Annotated in this window: 17 protein-coding genes; 15 read left to right on the top strand and 2 right to left on the bottom strand. The window is 70.9% G+C overall.

What is annotated here, in order from left to right; genetic code table 11:
* The first annotated feature begins 45 nt into the window (after positions 1 to 45).
* The 11 genes from H284_RS0102335 (at position 46) to H284_RS0102285 (ending at position 11,515) form a co-directional block, all read left to right on the top strand.
* Positions 46 to 1,362, top strand: a complete 1,317-nt coding sequence (locus H284_RS0102335) for a DUF58 domain-containing protein (protein ID WP_018190646.1) — start codon at positions 46 to 48, stop codon at positions 1,360 to 1,362.
* Positions 1,359 to 3,722 carry a transglutaminase-like domain-containing protein gene (locus H284_RS0102330; protein WP_018190647.1) on the top strand — a complete coding sequence of 788 codons (2,364 nt, stop codon included), beginning with the start codon at positions 1,359 to 1,361 and terminating at the stop codon, positions 3,720 to 3,722. The genes H284_RS0102335 and H284_RS0102330 overlap by 4 nt, the downstream gene beginning before the upstream one ends.
* Positions 3,723 to 3,780: 58 nt before the next feature.
* Complete coding sequence (locus tag H284_RS0102325) at positions 3,781 to 4,263, top strand: FHA domain-containing protein (protein ID WP_018190648.1); 483 nt, start codon at positions 3,781 to 3,783, stop codon at positions 4,261 to 4,263.
* A 153-nt stretch (positions 4,264 to 4,416) separates the two neighbouring features.
* Positions 4,417 to 5,901 (top strand): 3-isopropylmalate dehydratase large subunit, encoded by a 1,485-nt coding sequence (gene leuC, locus H284_RS0102320; protein ID WP_018190649.1) that lies wholly within the window; start codon positions 4,417 to 4,419, stop codon positions 5,899 to 5,901.
* Positions 5,901 to 6,500 (top strand): 3-isopropylmalate dehydratase small subunit, encoded by a 600-nt coding sequence (leuD, locus tag H284_RS0102315; protein ID WP_018190650.1) that lies wholly within the window; start codon positions 5,901 to 5,903, stop codon positions 6,498 to 6,500. Before leuC ends, leuD begins: the two co-directional genes overlap by 1 nt.
* Entirely contained in the window at positions 6,497 to 7,867 is a 1,371-nt protein-coding gene (gene murA / locus H284_RS0102310; RefSeq protein WP_166645316.1) for a UDP-N-acetylglucosamine 1-carboxyvinyltransferase, read from the top strand. Before leuD ends, murA begins: the two co-directional genes overlap by 4 nt.
* Positions 7,868 to 7,922: 55 nt before the next feature.
* Complete coding sequence (locus tag H284_RS0102305) at positions 7,923 to 8,159, top strand: type II toxin-antitoxin system Phd/YefM family antitoxin (RefSeq protein ID WP_026307139.1); 237 nt, start codon at positions 7,923 to 7,925, stop codon at positions 8,157 to 8,159.
* Positions 8,153 to 8,560 carry a type II toxin-antitoxin system VapC family toxin gene (locus tag H284_RS0102300; protein ID WP_018190653.1) on the top strand — a complete coding sequence of 136 codons (408 nt, stop codon included), beginning with the start codon at positions 8,153 to 8,155 and terminating at the stop codon, positions 8,558 to 8,560. The genes H284_RS0102305 and H284_RS0102300 overlap by 7 nt, the downstream gene beginning before the upstream one ends.
* A 70-nt stretch (positions 8,561 to 8,630) precedes the next feature.
* Positions 8,631 to 9,386: a lysophospholipid acyltransferase family protein gene (locus H284_RS0102295; RefSeq protein WP_018190654.1), complete on the top strand. Its 756-nt coding sequence runs from the start codon at positions 8,631 to 8,633 to the stop codon at positions 9,384 to 9,386.
* Positions 9,379 to 10,509: an NAD(P)H-dependent glycerol-3-phosphate dehydrogenase gene (locus H284_RS0102290; RefSeq protein ID WP_172823204.1), complete on the top strand. Its 1,131-nt coding sequence runs from the start codon at positions 9,379 to 9,381 to the stop codon at positions 10,507 to 10,509. The genes H284_RS0102295 and H284_RS0102290 overlap by 8 nt, the downstream gene beginning before the upstream one ends.
* Complete coding sequence (locus H284_RS0102285; protein WP_018190656.1) at positions 10,421 to 11,515, top strand: D-alanine--D-alanine ligase family protein; 1,095 nt, start codon at positions 10,421 to 10,423, stop codon at positions 11,513 to 11,515. Before H284_RS0102290 ends, H284_RS0102285 begins: the two co-directional genes overlap by 89 nt.
* A gap of 33 nt (positions 11,516 to 11,548) precedes the next feature.
* Here H284_RS0102285 and H284_RS0102280 read toward each other — a convergent pair whose 3' ends face one another.
* On the bottom strand, positions 11,549 to 12,046 hold the full coding sequence (locus H284_RS0102280) for a DUF3515 family protein (protein WP_018190657.1): 498 nt from the start codon (positions 12,044 to 12,046) through the stop codon (positions 11,549 to 11,551).
* A 25-nt stretch (positions 12,047 to 12,071) separates the two neighbouring features.
* Between H284_RS0102280 and thiL the strand changes: the two genes are divergently transcribed.
* Complete coding sequence (gene thiL, locus H284_RS0102275) at positions 12,072 to 13,073, top strand: thiamine-phosphate kinase (RefSeq protein ID WP_020075010.1); 1,002 nt, start codon at positions 12,072 to 12,074, stop codon at positions 13,071 to 13,073.
* 125 nt (positions 13,074 to 13,198) lie between these two features.
* Here the strand turns inward: thiL and rsmD are convergent, their stop codons facing one another.
* Complete coding sequence (gene rsmD / locus H284_RS0102270) at positions 13,199 to 13,777, bottom strand: 16S rRNA (guanine(966)-N(2))-methyltransferase RsmD (protein WP_020075009.1); 579 nt, start codon at positions 13,775 to 13,777, stop codon at positions 13,199 to 13,201.
* Between the two features lie 49 nt (positions 13,778 to 13,826).
* Between rsmD and H284_RS0102265 the strand changes: the two genes are divergently transcribed.
* The 3 genes from H284_RS0102265 to coaD all read left to right on the top strand — a co-directional run bounded on the left by H284_RS0102265 (position 13,827) and on the right by coaD (position 17,405).
* The gene (locus tag H284_RS0102265) at positions 13,827 to 14,621 is read left to right on the top strand and encodes a tetratricopeptide repeat protein (protein ID WP_020075008.1); all 795 of its coding nucleotides are present in this window, start codon (positions 13,827 to 13,829) and stop codon (positions 14,619 to 14,621) included.
* Complete coding sequence (locus H284_RS0102260; protein WP_020075007.1) at positions 14,618 to 16,849, top strand: ATP-dependent DNA helicase RecG; 2,232 nt, start codon at positions 14,618 to 14,620, stop codon at positions 16,847 to 16,849. The genes H284_RS0102265 and H284_RS0102260 overlap by 4 nt, the downstream gene beginning before the upstream one ends.
* A gap of 73 nt (positions 16,850 to 16,922) precedes the next feature.
* Positions 16,923 to 17,405 carry a pantetheine-phosphate adenylyltransferase gene (gene coaD, locus H284_RS0102255; RefSeq protein ID WP_018190662.1) on the top strand — a complete coding sequence of 161 codons (483 nt, stop codon included), beginning with the start codon at positions 16,923 to 16,925 and terminating at the stop codon, positions 17,403 to 17,405.
* Positions 17,406 to 17,416 lie beyond the last annotated feature (11 nt).

Genomic DNA, 17,416 nt, shown 5'->3' with positions numbered 1-17,416 from the left:
TGCCGCCGCTCCCTTCTGACGCCGACCCGACAGGATCCTGCAGCCATGACCACCGACAGCCCCGCTCGCGGACGGCGTCGTCGCGCGCCCGGCGCCGACCAGGCGCGCATCGCGGCGGAGCTCGTCGGGGGAGCGGTCGCGCGCGCGGCCGGAGCGGTGACCTCGCGGGTCGCACCGTTCGGGCGCGCCGTCGGTCGTCGAATCGCGCCGGTGGTCGGCGTGGTCAGCACCCTCGGCTGGATCGTTCTCGCCAGCGCCGCGGTGTCGATCGCCCTGGCCGTCTGGCTCGGGTGGGCTGAGTTCGTCTACATCGCCGCAACGCTGCTCGCCGCCTTCGTGATCGCGGCCGCCTTCGTCTTCGGCCGCTCGACGTACCGCGTCGGAATCGAGTTGAACCCGCGGCGTGTCGTCGCCGGCGGGCGCGCCCTCGGGCGGCTGACCGTCGCCAACAGCGGAACCCGGCCAGTGCTGCCGACACGGATGGAGCTGCCCGTCGGGGAGGGACAGGCCGACTTCACGATCCCGCGACTCGCCCCCGGGGCCGAGACGGAGGAGCTCTTCGCCGTCCCCACCGAGCGGCGCGCGCTCATCCTGGCCGGTCCAGCGCTGTCCGTGCGTGGCGACCAACTGGGTCTGCTGCGACGAACGAACCAGTGGACCGAGCAGATCGAGCTGTTCGTCCATCCGAAGACGGTGCGGCTCGCCGCGACCGCCCGCGGCCTCGTCCGTGACCTCGAGGGGCAGACCACCAAGGTCATCACCGACAGCGACCTCGCGTTCCACGCGCTGCGGACGTACGAGCCGGGCGACGACATCCGCAACGTGCACTGGCGTACCTCTGCCCGCACGGGGCAGCTGATGGTCCGCCAGTATCAGGAGACCCGCCGCTCGCAGCTGCTTCTGGCGTTCGATGCTGAACGCTCGCACTTCGCCTCCGACGATGAGTTCGAACTGGGCGTCTCCGTCCTCGCCTCGGTCGGCTGCCAGGTCATCCGCGAGGAGACCGAGATCCGCGCGCTGTGGCAACGCGGGCCGATGCGCGTCGAGACGCCGACGGCTCTGCTCGACGACTCCTGCCGCATCCAATCGGTGGATGGGGTGCACCCGACCCTGCGCGAGTTCCTGCGCCAGGCGACCCTGAGGCTGCCCGCGCCGAGCCTGGCGGTCACGGTGGTCGGCTCGCAGGTCGACGCAGCGGAACTGCGCGGCGCGTCCGCCCTGTGGTCGGCCGACACCGAGACCATCGTGATCCGCGTCGACGAGTCCGCCGAGCCGCGCCTCACCCGGCTCGGGCGCTCGATGCTGATCACCGTCTCCGCTCTGCCCGAGTTGCCGTCCCTGCTGAAGCGGGCCGGCCGATGAGCGCGGCGACGGGCACCGGCTCGGGCCGTCGGCGGGACGCGCGACCGGCACCCGCGACGACCCCGCTGTTCGACTCGCTGCCCCGGACGACATGGATAGACGTCGCCGTCCTCACCGGCCTCAGCCTGCTCGCTGTCGCCGGATTCGAGCCGGCGTTCGGGCACTACGCCTTCGCTCAGGCCGCCATCGGCGGCATCGTGGTCGGCGGGGGAGTCGCGCTGCTCGGCCGGCTGCTGCGACTGTCGTGGCCGCTGACGACCGTTATCGCACTGGCCGCCTACTTCCTGTTCGGCACACCGCTCGCGCTTCCCGGCGAGGCGCTGTACGGGGTGCTGCCATCGCTCGACAGTCTGTCCGGGCTGGTCATCGGCGCCGTGTTCGGCTGGTCCGACGCGGTGACCCTCCAGGCGCCGCTCGAAGCGCCTCCCTACGTCGCGGTGGTTCCCTACGTCGCCGGGTGGCTGGTCTCCCTGGTCTCCGTGACCCTCGCCGTGCGCTGGCTGCCGCGCGCGCGGCGTCCGTCGGCGGGGCGGGCGGCCGTGCTGCTCGCCGGGCCGGCCCTCCTCCTGCTCGCGGCCATCCTGCTCGGTACGCGGGATGCGTTCTTCGCCGGGGTGCGCGGCGTCCTGTTCGCCGGGGTCGCCCTCGTCTGGCTGGCCTGGCGCCGGGCGCGCTTCGCCCGCGACCGGGTGGAGACCGACTCGGGAGTCCGACGCAGCCGCCTGCTCGGCGGAGCCGCGGTGGTGCTCGGTGCGGTGCTCGTCGGTGCGCTGGCCGGGTCGGTTCTCGCACCACCCGCCGCGTCGCGGTTCGTCGTGCGCGACGAGATCACGCCGCCGTTCGACCCGCTCGACTACCCGAGCCCGCTCGCCGGCTTCCGGAAGTACACGAAGGAGCTGCAGAAGACCAAGCTCTTCACGGTGACCGGACTCAAACAGGGCCAGGTGATCCGGCTCGCCACCATGGACAGCTACGACGGCATCGTCTGGTCCGTCGCGTCGCCGGGGAGCGACAGCGACGCGTCCGGAGCATTCGAACTGCTCGGCAGCACCATCCCGCGACCACCGCTGTTCACGCCCGGCGCCTCGTCGACGGCTGCCATCGACGTGCTCGGCTACTCGGACGTGTGGCTGCCGACTCTCGGTTACACGAACACGCTCACGTTCGACGCGCACACCGGGCAAGATCCGACGTCCACGGTGCGCGTCAACACCGCGACGGGAACGGCGGCCGTCACGAGCGGCGTGCGCAACGGCCTCGACTACACGGTCCGGGCGACGGCGCAGAAGATCCCGAACGATCGCGCTCTCGCGAAGGTCCCGCCGGCGAAACTCACGCTTCCGTCGGTCACCAACGTGCCCGACGTCGTGTCCGCCAAGGCCGAGGAGTACGCGGGATCGGCCGACACGGCCATCCAGAAGCTGCGCAACATCGAGCGGTCGCTCAAGTCGCTCGGCTACCTCAGCCACGGGCGCGCGTCCGACCCGGTGCCGTCGCGCGCCGGACAGGGCGCCGACCGCATGACCGACCTGCTGTCCAAATCGCCGATGGTCGGCGACCAGGAGCAGTACGCCAGCGCCTTCGCGCTCATGGCCCGTCGGCTGGGCTATCCGACCCGCGTCGTGATGGGCTTCGCACCGAAGGTCTCCGGCAGCACCACCACGGTCACCGGCGACGATGTGACCGCCTGGGACGAGGTCGCCTTCGAGGGCGTCGGATGGGTCCCGTTCTTCCCGACGCCGACCAAGACGGATGCGCCGAAGAACCAGACCACGAAGCCGAAGCTCGAGCCGCAACCCCAGGTCCGGCAGCCGCCGCCCGCCGACCCGCGCGCCGAAGACCTCTTGACGCCCGTCAAGACGAAAGACAACGACCCGAAGGATAAGGCGTCAGCGTTCCGCCTGCCCGTCTGGGCGTGGGTGGTGCTCGGTGTCATCGGTATCCCGCTTCTGGCGTACTTCATCCCCCTGCTGATCATCGCCGGCCTCAAACGCCGGCGACGGCGGAAGCGCGAGGGCGCCGGACCTCCCGACCGGCGCGCGGCCGGCGCCTGGGATGAGCTGACCGACGGATACGCCGAGCTCGGGCTCGCCGTCCCGGACCGCGCGACCCGGCTCCAGGCGGCCGCAGCACTGGAGGAGCAGTCCGCAGCCCAAGACCTCCCCGTTCCCGACGGCGGCCTGCGCGACCTCGCCCGGCACGTCGACGCCGCGGTGTTCGACGGCAGCGTCGTCGCGGAAGAGCGCGTCCAGCACGCATGGACGACAGCCGACGAGGCCCTGACCCGTGCCACGAAGGCGGCCGGCCCGCTCCGCTCGCGGCTCGCGGCGTTCCGCTACCGGCGCGCCCGCCGCGCGTGAGGCGGGCGCGCGCCGCAGACCCCTCGACCGGCCGCCCGGTTTCCGTATAGTGGGCGGCATGGACGACCGCGGGTTCATCGTTCCGCCACCGGGCCTCATCCCGTCACGTCCATCTGAGCCGACGCCCGCGCCCGCCGCCGAACGGATCGAGGCGGTCGCTCCCGGCCGGGCACTTCCGGCCTTCACCCCGCCGACCGGGCCGAACGGGCCCACGGCGCCCGCGCGCCCCGTCTGGCGGCTCCTCCTGCCCGGTGGCCGCGCCGTCCCGCTGACCCGGGCCGTGCTCCTGGGCCGCAATCCGTCCCGAGGCGCGCACGCCGGCGACGCCGAGCCGATCGCCCTCGACGACCCCACATCGACGGTCTCCAAGACGCACGCGCTGCTCGTCGTCGACGGCGACACGCTGACCGTCACCGACCTCTATTCGACCAACGGAGTCGTCGTCGACGGAACCCGCGCCGAGCCAGGAGAGCCCGCCGCCGTGCCCGACGGGGCGGAGCTGCTTCTCGGCGACCTCAGCATCCGCGCGGAGCTCGCCTGACAGAGGCCCGCCCGCGATCGGGTGATACCCTGTCAAACGTGTACGCGGGTCTTCTCCTCCTTAGCCGCCGCGGCGAGTCCTAGTCTCAGGCCACTCTCGCCGCGGAGTCCGTCGACGGCTGATCCGTTCACACGCTAAGGAGTTCGTAAGAGCATGAGCAACCCCACCGGGCCACTGACACTGGCCGAGAAGGTCTGGAACGACCACCTGGTCGCCAAAGGCGAGGAGGGCTCGCCCGACCTCATCTACATCGACCTGCACCTGGTGCACGAAGTCACCAGCCCGCAGGCTTTCGACGGCCTGCGCATGGCCGGCCGGCCGGTCCGCCGCCCCGACCTCACCATCGCGACCGAAGACCACAACACCCCGACGATCGGCATCGACAAGCCCATCGCCGACCTGACCAGCCGCACCCAGATCGAGACGCTGCGCCGCAACGCCGAGGAGTTCGGCATCCGCCTCCACTCGCTGGGCGACGTCGAGCAGGGCATCGTGCACGTCGTCGGCCCGCAGCTCGGCCTCACCATGCCGGGCATCACCGTCGTCTGCGGCGACTCGCACACCTCCACCCACGGTGCGTTCGGCGCCATGGCGTTCGGCATCGGCACGAGCGAGGTCGAGCACGTGCTCGCCACTCAGACGCTCCCGCTGAAGCCGTTCAAGACCATGGCCATCACCGTCGAGGGCGAGCTGCGCCCCGGCGTGACCGCGAAGGACGTCATCCTCGCCGTCATCGCCAAGATCGGCACCGGCGGCGGCCAGGGTTACGTGCTCGAGTACCGCGGCAGCGCCATCCGTTCGCTCTCCATGGAGGGGCGGATGACGATCTGCAACATGTCCATCGAGGCGGGTGCGCGCGCCGGCATGGTCGCCCCCGACGAGACCACGTTCGCCTACCTGAAGGGGCGTCCTCACGCTCCGGAGGGTGCCGACTGGGATGAGGCCGTCGCCTACTGGAAGACGCTCCAGACCGACGACGACGCGGTCTTCGATGCCGAGGTGTACCTCGACGCCGACGAGATCGAGCCGTTCGTCACCTGGGGCACCAACCCGGGCCAGGGCGTCTCGCTCAGCCAGGCCGTCCCGGACCCGGCCGCGATCGCCGACCCCAACGCGCGGGCCGCTGCCGAGCGCGCGCTGGAGTACATGGACCTGCAGCCGGGCACTCCGATGAAGAGCATCCCGGTGGATGCGGTGTTCATGGGCTCCTGCACGAACAGCCGGATCGAGGACCTCCGCGCCTTCGCCTCCATCATCAAGGGCAGGAAGAAGGCGGACGGCGTGCGCGTCATGGTCGTCCCCGGCTCGGCGCGCGTGCGCATCGAGGCCGAGGCCGAGGGGATCGACAAGATCGTCGAGGAGTTCGGCGGCGAGTGGCGTTTCGCGGGCTGCTCCATGTGCCTCGGCATGAACCCGGACCAGCTGGCTCCGGGGGAGCGCTGCGCGTCCACCTCCAACCGCAACTTCGAGGGCCGGCAGGGCAAGGGCGGCCGCACGCATCTGGTCTCGCCGCTCGTCGCGGCGGCCACGGCGATCCGCGGAACACTTTCGAGCCCCTGGGACCTCGAGGCCGAAGGCGGCGACACGCCGCGCGATGGCGGCACCAGCACGCGAATCGGAGAGAAGGTGGGCGCCTGATGGAGAAGTTCGAGACCGTCACCGGAACGGCCGTCCCGTTCCGGCGCTCCGACGTCGACACCGACCAGATCATCCCGGCGGTGTTCCTCAAGCGCGTCACCAAGACCGGCTTCGAGGACGCCCTGTTCTACGCCTGGCGCCAGGACCCGGACTTCATCCTCAACCGACCGGAGTACCAGGGCGCGACCGTGCTCGTCGCCGGGCCCGATTTCGGCACGGGTTCGTCACGCGAACATGCCGTCTGGGCGCTTCGCGACTTCGGTTTCCGGGTCGTGCTGAGCCCGCGGTTCGCCGACATCTTCCGCGGGAACGCGGGCAAGCAGGGGCTTCTCACCGGCATCATCACGGAGGAGGACGCCGAGCGGCTGTGGGAGGCGATCGAGGCCCAGCCGGGAATAGCGGCGACGGTTGATCTGGTTGCCAAGACTGCGACCGTCGGTGAGGTCCAGGTGTCTTTCGACATCGACGACTACACTCGCTGGCGTTTGCTCGAAGGGCTGGACGACATCGCCCTCACCCTGCGCGACGAGGCGCGAATCTCCGAATACGAATCGGGCCGCGCAAGCTGGCGGCCCACGACCCTCCCGGTGAAACTTTGACATCTCTTCTTCAGGACGCACAGGCAGCAGGAGCACGCGTGGGCCTCAAGGGCGATCGCATCACGATCAACGGCGGCCGGCCCCTCGAGGGCCGCATCGAGGTGCGCGGCGCCAAGAACTTCGTCACGAAGGCCATGGTCGCGGCGATCCTCGGCGAGAGCCCGAGCGTCCTCCGCAACGTCCCGGACATCTCCGATGTCCGCGTCGTCCGCGGGCTGCTCGAGGTGCACGGCGTGAAGGTGACCGACGGCGCCGAAGAGGGCGAGCTGCTGCTCGACCCCAGCGCGGTCGAGTCGGCGCACATGGCCGACATCGACGCGCACGCCGGCTCCAGCCGCATCCCGATCCTGTTCTGCGGCCCGCTGCTGCACCGCCTGGGCGAAGCGTTCATCCCCGACCTCGGCGGCTGCCGCATCGGCGACCGGCCGATCGACTACCACCTGGAGGTGCTGCGGAAGTTCGGCGCGGTCGTCGACAAGCTTCCCAGCGGCATCCGCATGACGGCCCCGAACGGCCTTCACGGCGCCAAGCTGGAGCTCCCGTACCCGAGCGTCGGCGCGACGGAGCAGGTGCTCCTCACCGCCGTGCGGGCCGACGGCATCACCGAGCTCAAGGGCGCGGCCATCGAGCCGGAGATCATGGATCTCATCAACGTGCTCCAGAAGATGGGCGCCGTGATCTCGGTCGACACCGACCGCGTCATCCGCATCGAGGGCGTCGACTCGCTCTCCGGTTACACCCACACCTCGCTGTTCGACCGCAACGAGGCCGCGAGCTGGGCTGCGGCCGCGCTCGCGACCGGCGGCGACATCTTCGTCGGCGGCGCACGCCAGCCCGAGATGCTCACCTTCCTCAACGTCTTCCGCAAGGTCGGCGGCGCCTTCGAGATCCACGACGACGGCATCCGCTTCTACCACCCGGGCGGCGAGCTCAAGCCGGTCGTCATCGAGACGGACGTGCACCCCGGCTTCATGACGGACTGGCAGCAGCCGCTCGTCGTGGCGCTCACCAAGGCGTCCGGCGTGTCGATCGTCCACGAGACCGTGTACGAGCAGCGTTTCGGCTTCGTCGACGCGCTCATCGACATGGGCGCGAAGATCCAGGTCCACAAGGAGTGCCTCGGCGGCCACCCGTGCCGCTTCGGTCAGCGCAACTTCAACCACTCGGCCGTCATCATGGGCCCGGTGGAGCTGAAGGGCGCCGACATCGAGGTCCCGGACCTTCGCGGTGGATTCAGCCACCTGATTGCAGCTCTGACCGCCGAGGGCCGCTCGACCGTGAGCAACGTCGGCATCATCAGCCGCGGATACGAGAACTTCATCACGAAGCTCCAACTCCTCGGCGCCGACTTCGTCCTCGAAGGCTGATCCCGCGAGGTTATCCACAGATCCCCTCCTGTATCACCCGTGATACAGTCCCCTCATGGAGACTGTCAGCGTGAGAGATCTACGAAACCACGGCGGGGACATCCTCGACCGAGTCGCCCGCGGCGAGCACGTGACCATTACACGAGACGGCGCGCCCGTCGCCGAGCTGTCGCCCCTGGCCGTGCCCCGCAGGGCGCTGTCGGTGCTCGTCGAGAGCCGGCGCAGCCTTCCCGCCATCGACCCGGCCGCGCTCCGGGCCGACATCGACGAGATGGTCGACCAGCGATGGTGATGCGTCCGGGGCTCCTCGACACGTCCACCCTGATCCTGCTGGCGCGAGCGGATCCGGAGGCGCTGCCCGACATCCCCTCGATCAGCGCGGTGACCCTGGCCGAGCTCTCCGTCGGGCCGCTCGTCGCACGCTCGGAGGAGGAGCGGGCGGCTCGGCAGGCGCATCTGCAGCTGGCGGAGGCCGACTTCGACCCGATCCCCTTCGATGCGGCGGCGGCGCGGGCGTTCGCCCGCGTGGCGCAGTCGTTCCGGGAAGCGGGGCGCAAGCCGTCGGCCCGCGCCTTCGACGCGCTCATCGCCGCCACGGCGATCTCGCGCGAACTTCCGCTCCACACCTGCAATCCGGCCGATTTCGTGGGGATCCCGGCGCTCGACGTCCGGCCCGTGCCCGTGTCGGCATGACGGGGCGCCGTGCGGCATGCTCGGTGCGGGATGCCCGGTCACCGATAATGGGACGGTGCCAGAAACCGCTATGCCCGTGAAGAAGCAGCGCTCGGAGAAGAGCAGACCGTCGGTGTTCTGGGTGCTCGCCGGCCTCATCGTGCCGATCGGGAGCCTGCTCGCCCGCTTCCGGATCGTCGACGGCGACAAGTTCCCGCGCACGGGGGCGTTCATCCTGACGCCCAACCACTACAGCGAGATCGACCCGGTCATGATCGGCATGGTCGCCTGGAAACTGGGGCGCTTGCCGCGGTTCCTCGCGAAGGAGAGCCTGTTCCACGTTCCGGTCCTGGGCTGGTTCCTGCGGCGGTCGGGCCAGGTCCCGGTGTCGCGCGGAGGCAGCGCACGCGGCTCGGCTCCGCTCGAGGCGGCGCAGAAGATCGCCGACGAGGGCAGGATCGTCGTCATCTATCCCGAGGGCTCGCTCAGCCGCGACCCGGACATGTGGCCGATGCGCGGCAAGACCGGGGCTGCCCGCATGGCTCTCGAGCATGACCTCCCGGTCATCCCGATCGCGCACTGGGGAACCCAGCAGGTGATGGCGCGCTACGCGAAGAAGATCAGCTGGTTCCCGCGCAAGACGATCGACGTCAAGGTGGGCGACCCGGTGGACCTGTCGGCGTTCCGCGGCAGACCCCTCGACAACTCCACCCTCACCGAGGCGACAGCGGTCATCATGGATGCGATCACCGCTCTGCTCGAAGACCTGCGCGGCGAGAAGGCTCCCGCCGAACGCTGGGACCCGTCGCAGCACAACCAGAAGGAGACCGGCCGCTTCGATGGCTAAAGCAGTGAAGGCTCCCATCGCGCGTCCCCGCCGCATCGCCGTCCTCGGCGCCGGCAGCTGGGGCACCACGTTCGCGAAGATCCTCGCCGACGGCGGATCCGATGTCGTGCTGTGGGCGCGACGGCCGGAGCTCGCCCGTGAGATCAACGAGGTGAAGCGCAACAGCGACTACCTCGAGGGCATCAACCTCCCGCGCAACCTCCGCGCCACCAGCCGGCTCGGCGAGGCGATGAGCGGAGCGGAGCAGGTGTTCGTCTCCATCCCGAGCCAGACCCTCCGCTCCAACCTCGAGGCGATGATCCCGTTCCTCGGACCGGAGACGGTCGTCGTCAGCCTGATGAAGGGCGTCGAGAAGGGCACCGGGCTGCGGATGAGCGAGGTCATCGCGCAGGGCCTTCCGATCGAGCTGGAACGGATCGCGGTGGCCTCCGGCCCGAACCTGGCGCTGGAGATCGCGCGCGAACAGCCCACAGCGGCCGTCGTCTCGTCCGCGAGCCTCGAGACCGCGCAGGCGGTCGCCATCGCGGCGACCAACCGCTACTTCCGGAGCTTCGTGAACACCGACGTCATCGGCACGGAGTTCGGGGGCGTCCTGAAGAACCTGATCGCCGTGGCGATCGGCATCGTCGACGGCGTCGGCTACGGCGAGAACACCAAGGCCTCGATCATCACGCGCGGCCTGGTCGAGATGACCGACTTCGCCGTGGCGTACGGCGCGAAGGCCGAGACGCTGTCCGGCCTCGCCGGCCTCGGCGACCTCATCGCGACGTGCGAGTCGCCGCTGAGCCGCAACAACACCGCCGGCCGGCTGCTGGGCCAGGGCTACGGCTTCCACGACGTCGTGAAGCAGATGAACCAGACGGCGGAGGGTCTCGCCTCCGTCGCGCCCATCCTGCACCTCGCCGAGGCCCGCGGGGTGGAAATGCCGATCGTGCGACAGGTGAGCCAGGTGCTCGCCGGTACGCTCGATCCGAAAGACATCGCACCGCATCTCACGACGGATTCGGACGAGCCGCAAGGCGAAAGGACAACGGATGACGGACAAGGTCGCGGTCGCACTTCTGTTTGGGGGTCGCTCAAGCGAGCATTCGATCAGCTGCGCGACGGCGGCCGGCGTCCTTGAGGCGATCGACCGCGACAGGTACGACGTCATCCCGATCGGGATCACGCATGACGGAGCTTTCACGCTGCAGCCGGACGACGCAACGCTTTTCGCGCTGAACGCCGAGAAGCTGCCCGAGGTCGAAGACAACGGCTCGCGCATCCTGTGGCCGGACAGCGTTGCCACCCGGGAGCTGACGGTCGTCGACCGCGACGGCGTCCGCTCGTCCCTCGGCGACGTGGACATCGTGTTCCCGATCCTGCACGGCCCGTGGGGCGAGGACGGCACCCTGCAGGGGATGCTGGAGCTCGTCGGCCTTCCGTACGTCGGCAGCGGCGTGCTCGCCAGCGCCCTGGGGATGGACAAGCATTTCACCAAGACCGTGCTGCAGCAGGCCGACATCCCCGTGGCGCCGTGGGTGACGGTCAGCGCCTACGAGTGGAACACCGATGCGGGCGCCGTGCGCGATGCCACGCGGGGGCTGGGGCTCCCGGCCTTCGTGAAGCCCGCCCGCGCGGGTTCGAGCGTCGGCGTGACGAAGGTGAAGGACTGGTCGGAGCTCGACGCCGCGATGGAGATCGCGCTGGCGGAGGACGACCGCGTGCTCATCGAGTCGATGGTCACCGGCCGCGAGGTCGAGATCGCCGTCCTGGGCGGCCGGCCCGGTGAGCCCGCCCGGGCGTCGGTCGCCGGTGAGATCGTCGTCAGCGGACGCGACTTCTACGACTTCGCGGCGAAGTACCTGGATGCGCCCGGCATCGACCTGGTGTGCCCGGCCGATCTCACGGACGCGCAGCTGGCGGAGATGCGCGAGCTCGCCATCCGGGGCTTCGACGCCATCGGCGGGGAGGGTCTCGCGCGCGTCGACTTCTTCCTGACGGCCGACGGCTTCGTCATCAACGAGATCAACACCATGCCCGGCTTCACCCCGATCTCGATGTTCCCGCGTTGCTGGCAGGAGTCCGGGCTGAGCTATCCGGCACTGATCGACGAGCTCATCCAGGTCGCCATCGCCCGCGCGGCCTGACGCGGGTCAGCCGTCAGGGGTAAGGGTCCAGCGTCAGGGGCTCGGCGTCGCCGTCGGGTCGGTGTCGAGCGTCGACAGGCACTTCTGCGTCTGCTTGACGGTGGAGACGGCGCTTGCGAATTCTGGCAGCACCGACGAGTCGGACACTCCCGACACGTGGTCGATGATGACCTCCGTTGCCGGCACGCGGCCGAAGGTCTGGTAAACGATCGTCTTGGCGGCCGGGTCCGTCATGAGCACCCAGTCGACGCCGTTGACGTTCACGCACGGCTTGGTGGTCGGCCCGATCGGCGGGACGCCACAGCGCAGGAGAACGACCGCCGGATCGCCCCATGCACCGGTCGCCTGCGCATCCGTCTCGCGTTTCGCCTTGTCGGCGACCGAGTCGGGCAGGCGCACACTGATCTCGGCACAGCCGGGCGCGTTGCTGTTCGCCGCGGGGTCGAGGGAGACGGTGGGCGCACAGCCCGCGAGGAGCAGGGCGGCGCCCGCGAGCAGGACGGCCGGGACGGCGCGGCGACGGGACTTCATCGGTTTCAGGCTACCGTTTCAGATCATGGGAATCTCTGGGAGCGACGCGGCCGGCATCACCATCGGGGAGGCGTCGGAGCGGGAGGCGCTCAAGCGCATCTTCCCGCGGCTCCCGGAGTCGGACGCCACGCTCGTCGGACCGGGTGACGACGCGGCGGTGCTCGCGGCCCCCGATGGACGTTTCGTCGTCACGACGGACATGATGGTCCACGGCCCGGATTTCCGGCTGGCGTGGTCGGGCCCCGTGGATCTCGGCTGGAAGGCCGCGGCGACGAACCTGTCCGACGTGGCGGCGATGGGCGCCGTCCCGACCGCCCTCGTCGTCGCGATCGCGGCGCCGCCCGAGACCCCGGTCGCGTGGCTGGAGGGCGTCGCCGACGGCTTCCGGCTGGCGTGCACTGAGCTGGCTCCCGGGTGCGGCGTGGTCGGTGGCGACCTGTCGGTGTCGCAGACGCTGACCATCGCGGTGACGGCGTTCGGCGATCTCGGCGGACGTCGCCCCGTGCTCCGGAGCGGCGCACGTCCGGGAGACGTCGTGGCCGTCTCAGGCGCTCTCGGGCAGGCGGCCGCCGGCCTGCGCACGCTGTTCACGGAGGCGGTGGATGCGGCGGGAGAGCCGGATGCCGCCCGTCTCGCGGCCGTCGTGGCCGCGCATCCCGACACCGTCTCCGCACAGCTGCGGCCGCGTCCGCCGATCGCCGACGGACCGCTCGCGGCCGACGCCGGCGCGACGGCGATGCTCGACCTGAGCGACGGTCTCGCGCTGGACGCCCGTCGCGTCGCCGAGGCGAGCGGCGTGGCGATCGACCTCCACCCCGCCGCCCTCGGCCCGGACCCTCGGACGGCGCTGACCGGGGGAGAGGACCACGGCCTCCTCGCGACCTTCCCGCCCGGCACCGCCCTCCCCGGAGGCTTCCGCCCGATCGGCACCGTCCGCGACGGCCGGGGCCTCCTCGTCGCAGGCGCCCCCTTCGACGAGCGCGGAGGCTGGGACCCCTACCTCGAATGGGACGGCCGCCGCGGCTGACCCCCTCCGCCTCCCGCTGAACCCCCACACCCCCACCGTCGAGTCCACAAACTTTGCACACGATCCATCCCGAGAGCGTGCAAAGTTTGCGGACTCGACGGTGGGCGGAGCCGCGAGAAGAGGGGCTAGGGACGGAGGGGGGCGAGCCAGTGGATGGCGGTCTCGCCGTAGGACTTGCGGCGCACGAGGGTGAGACCGGCGGGGAGGCTCGGATCCGGCGTGCGGGCGCTCCGCTCGACGCAGACCTCGGCGTCGTCGGAGAGCAACGGCTCCAGGGCCGTGAGCACGGCGAGCAGTTCGGCGTCCGGCACGTCGTAGGGCGGGTCTATGAACACGACGTCGAACGGCCCGCGCGCTCCGGAGGGGTAGGACTGCACCGTGGACGACCGCACATCGATCTCCGGAACGGGGACCCGCGCAGCCCGCGCTGCCGAGACGACCGCCGCGGCGTTCCGTTTGCAGACCTGCGCCGCCGCCGCGCCCTTCTCGACGAGAACGACGGAGACGGCGCCACGGCTGGCGGCTTCCAGGCCCAGGGCACCCGATCCGGCGTAGAGGTCGAGCACCCGGGCTCCGTGCAGCGCGTCGCGCGCATCCAAGGCCGAGAAGATGGCCTCGCGCACCCGGTCGCTGGTGGGGCGGGTGCCGCTCTTCGGCACCTGGAGGCTGAGCGAGCCGGCGAATCCGGAGACGATGCGGGTCATGGCCCCCCGAGCCTAGCGTCGGCACCCGGAGTGCCGCCAAGATATGGGGATGGAGGAACGCCTGGAGCAGCCAGAGCTCGACGCCCTGTGGCTCCCCGGTGACCCGATCGCCTCCGCAGAACGGCTGGCCGCGGCTGCCGCAGAACCGGACCGGTCGGAGGTCGTCCGGGCCGAGCTGCAGACCCAGCGCGCCCGCGCGCTCGGACTGCAGGGGCGGTTCGACGAGGCGGAGGCCCTCCTGGAGTCGTTGGAGCCGGCGAGTGGCGTGCTGGAGGTGCGCGTCCTGCTCGAACGGGGACGGCTCCGATCGGCCGCCGGCCTCGCCGGGGAGGCGGTGCCGGTGCTGGAGGCCGCCCTGCGCACGGCCCGCCGGGACGGTGACGTGGCGCTGGCCGTCGAGTCGGCGCTGGCGCTCGCCGATGCGGACCGCCCGCACACCTTGCAGTGGATCGACGAAGGCCTCTCCGACCTGTCGGCCACCGGCGACCCGCGCACCCTCCGCTGGGGTGTCGTGCTGCACGAGCTGCGCGGGTGGGCACTGCTGCGCGAGGGGGATGCGGCGGCCGCTCTGGTGTCGTTCGAGAACGCGGTGGAGCACGCCGAGGCGTACGGCACCCTGGATCAGCAGTTCGCCGCGCAGTGGGCGTTCGCGCGTGGCCTCCGTGAAGCGGGCCGGACCGCCGAGGCGCGCGAGATCCAGCGGCGGCTAGCGTCGGAGCGCCCGGACGAGCCGGCCGTCCTGGCCGAGCTGGAGGCGCTGTCCGACGCACCCGACGACGACGCACCCGAGGCGCGCGCACCCGACGACGGAATGCCGGAGGGGAAGCATACGATCGAGTCATGACCTCCGTCCCCGCCCCGGCCGGCTCCGGGTCCGCTGACGCCGGCACCGTCGGCCTCGATACCCGGCTGAGCGGCGTCCTCGGCGGCCGCACCGCGTCCGCGTTCGAGAAGGCGTTCGGGATGCGCACGGTCGCCGACCTGCTCAGCCACTTCCCGCGGCGCTACGCGAAGCGCGGCGAGCTGACGGCACTGGCGAACCTCCCGCTGGACGAGAACGTGACGATCATCGCCGAGGTGCTGCGAGTGCAGGAGCGCCCGATGCGGGCGCGGCGCGGCAGCATCCTCGAGGTGAAGATCTCGGACGGCGAGGGCATCCTCACTCTCACCTTCTTCAACCAGGCGTGGCGCTCCCGCGAGCTCCTGCCCGGCGTTCGCGGCATCTTCGCCGGCAAGGTGTCGGCGTACCGCGGCGCCCTGCAGCTCGCGCATCCCGACTACGAGCTGTTCGAGCCGGATGCGGAGAACGCCGTGAGCCCGGGCAGCGCGGCCGCGAAGGACTGGGCGCAGACGCCCATCCCGATCTATCCGGCGACGGGGACCGTGGCCAGCTGGCAGGTGCAGAAGGCCGTCGGGCTCGCCCTCGACGCGCTCGGGCCGGTGCCCGATCCGGTGCCGGATGCGATCGTCGTCGAGCGCGGGCTGGTGCCGTATCGGGACGCGCTGGAGAGCATCCACCGACCTCAGAAGGATGCGCAGTGGCAGCGCGCTCGCGACACGCTGCGGTTCCAGGAGGCCTTCGTCCTCCAGGCCGCGCTGCTGCAGCAGCGTGCAGCATCGCGGGAGGCGGCGGCGACGCCCCGCGTAGCCGTCCCCGGTGGGCTGCTCGAACGGTTCGACGCGGCGCTGCCCTTCGCCCTCACCGGCGACCAGGATGTGGTGGGAGGCGAGATCGCGCGCGATCTGGCCGATACTGCGGCGATGCACCGTCTGGTGCAGGGTGAGGTCGGCTCGGGCAAGACCCTCGTCGCCCTCCGTGCCATGCTCGCCGTGGCCGACTCCGGCGGCCAGTCGGCCCTGCTCGCCCCGACCGAGGTGCTCGCCGCGCAGCACGTGCGGTCGATCGCCGCGATGCTCGGCCCCGACCTCTCGGCCCAGCTCATGCCGACGCTCCTCACCGGCCAGCTCTCCGCCGCCGAGCGGAAGCGCGCACTGCTGCGGACGGTGTCCGGGCAGGCGCGCATCGTGGTGGGAACCCACGCGCTCCTCGGCGACGCGGTGACCTTCTTCGACCTCGGACTCGTCGTCGTCGACGAGCAGCACCGCTTCGGCGTGGAGCAGCGGGAGGCCCTCCGCGCGAAGGGCGGCACCCCGCCGCACGTGCTGGTGCTGACGGCGACGCCCATCCCGCGCACGGTCGCCATGACCGTCTTCGGCGACCTGGATGTGTCGACCATCGCGCAGCTGCCCGCCGGCCGGCAGGGCATCGAGAGCTTCGTGGTGCCGCTCGCCGACCGGCCCGGATGGGAGCGCCGGATCTGGGAGCGCGCGTCGGAGGAGATCGCGAAGGGCCGTCAGGTGTTCGTCGTCTGCCCGGCGATCTCGGGGAAGGATGCGGAGGACGACGGCGAGGAGCCGGAGCCCGACGAACCAGAGGGTGATGGCGCTCCGCCTCGGCCGATTGCCAACGTCGAGTCCGTCGCCGCGCAGGTGCGCGCCGATCCGCTTTTCGCCGGCTCACGGATCGGCGTGCTGCACGGCCGTCTTCCGTCGGACGAGAAGGACGAGGTCATGCGCGCGTTCGCCGGCGGCGACATCGACCTGCTGATCGCGACGACGGTCATCGAGGTCGGCGTCAACGTGCCGAACGCATCAGCGATGGTGGTGCTGGATGCGGACCGCTTCGGGGTCTCGCAGCTCCATCAGCTGCGCGGCCGCGTCGGCCGGGGCGACATCCCGGGTCTCTGCCTGCTGGTCACAGCCGCGGAGCAGGGGAGCCTGGCGCGCGAGCGGGTGGAGGCCGTCGCGGCGACGCTCGACGGCTTCGAGCTGGCGAACATCGACCTGGAGCTGCGCCGCGAGGGCGATGTGCTCGGAAGCCGTCAGTCGGGCGGCCGGTCGTCGCTTCGGCTGCTGCGCGTGGCCACGGACGGCGAGCTGATCTCGGAGGCGCGGGTCGCCGCCGAGGAGACGCTGGAGGCGGACCCGTCGCTCGCGGCGCATCCTGCTCTCGCAGCGGCGCTGGCCCGCCGGCTCGACGAGAGCGAGCGGGCGTTCCTCGGCAAGTCCTGAGTCGCACGGACGAAACGCGTTGGTAACGGATTCACAACGAAATGCCGGGAACCGCGGGATAGTCTGGGGGTCTATGAACAGGATCGCCGTTGTCCCTGGATCGTTCGACCCGGTCACCCTCGGGCACCTCGATGTGATCGAGCGTGCTGCCGGTCTGTGGGACGAGGTCCACGTCGTGGTGGTCCACAATCCGGACAAGTCGGCCCTGCTGCCCATCGCGCAGCGGGTGGCCCTGCTGGAGCGGTCGATCGAGGATGCCGGCATCGTCGGCAATATCGTCATCGCCTCCTGGTCGGTCGGGCTGCTCGTCGACTACTGCACCGACGTCGGCGCCCACGTGCTGGTGAAAGGCATCCGCTCGTCGGTCGACGTCGCCTACGAGACGCCGATGGCCATCGTGAACCGCCACCTGGCCGATGTCGAGACCGTCTTCCTGCTGCCGAACCCGGCGAACGCCCACGTCTCCAGCTCGCTGGTGCGTCAGGTGTCCGCGCTCGGCGGCGACGTGAGCCCGTACGTGCCGCCGGCCGTGCACGAGTACCTCCAAGAGACCTAGCCGGGGGAGTC

This window comes from Cryocola sp. 340MFSha3.1 (assembly GCF_000383315.1).
Classification (GTDB): domain Bacteria; phylum Actinomycetota; class Actinomycetes; order Actinomycetales; family Microbacteriaceae; genus Leifsonia.
The sequence above is the reverse complement of the archived record's forward strand: the minus strand, read 5'-3'. Positions and strand labels throughout refer to the sequence as shown.

Coding starts and splice junctions, on each gene's coding strand:
- H284_RS0102335 (WP_018190646.1), top strand. CDS start 46: ATGACCACCGACAGCCCCGCTCGCGGACGGCGTCGTCGCGCGCCCGGC.
- H284_RS0102285 (WP_018190656.1), top strand. CDS start 10,421: ATGACGGACAAGGTCGCGGTCGCACTTCTGTTTGGGGGTCGCTCAAGC.
- leuD (WP_018190650.1), top strand. CDS start 5,901: ATGGAGAAGTTCGAGACCGTCACCGGAACGGCCGTCCCGTTCCGGCGC.
- H284_RS0102300 (WP_018190653.1), top strand. CDS start 8,153: ATGGTGATGCGTCCGGGGCTCCTCGACACGTCCACCCTGATCCTGCTG.
- H284_RS0102260 (WP_020075007.1), top strand. CDS start 14,618: ATGACCTCCGTCCCCGCCCCGGCCGGCTCCGGGTCCGCTGACGCCGGC.
- H284_RS0102280 (WP_018190657.1), bottom strand. CDS start 12,046: ATGAAGTCCCGTCGCCGCGCCGTCCCGGCCGTCCTGCTCGCGGGCGCC.
- coaD (WP_018190662.1), top strand. CDS start 16,923: ATGAACAGGATCGCCGTTGTCCCTGGATCGTTCGACCCGGTCACCCTC.
- H284_RS0102305 (WP_026307139.1), top strand. CDS start 7,923: ATGGAGACTGTCAGCGTGAGAGATCTACGAAACCACGGCGGGGACATC.
- H284_RS0102265 (WP_020075008.1), top strand. CDS start 13,827: ATGGAGGAACGCCTGGAGCAGCCAGAGCTCGACGCCCTGTGGCTCCCC.
- H284_RS0102325 (WP_018190648.1), top strand. CDS start 3,781: ATGGACGACCGCGGGTTCATCGTTCCGCCACCGGGCCTCATCCCGTCA.
- leuC (WP_018190649.1), top strand. CDS start 4,417: ATGAGCAACCCCACCGGGCCACTGACACTGGCCGAGAAGGTCTGGAAC.
- H284_RS0102290 (WP_172823204.1), top strand. CDS start 9,379: ATGGCTAAAGCAGTGAAGGCTCCCATCGCGCGTCCCCGCCGCATCGCC.
- H284_RS0102295 (WP_018190654.1), top strand. CDS start 8,631: ATGCCCGTGAAGAAGCAGCGCTCGGAGAAGAGCAGACCGTCGGTGTTC.
- rsmD (WP_020075009.1), bottom strand. CDS start 13,777: ATGACCCGCATCGTCTCCGGATTCGCCGGCTCGCTCAGCCTCCAGGTG.
- H284_RS0102330 (WP_018190647.1), top strand. CDS start 1,359: ATGAGCGCGGCGACGGGCACCGGCTCGGGCCGTCGGCGGGACGCGCGA.
- thiL (WP_020075010.1), top strand. CDS start 12,072: ATGGGAATCTCTGGGAGCGACGCGGCCGGCATCACCATCGGGGAGGCG.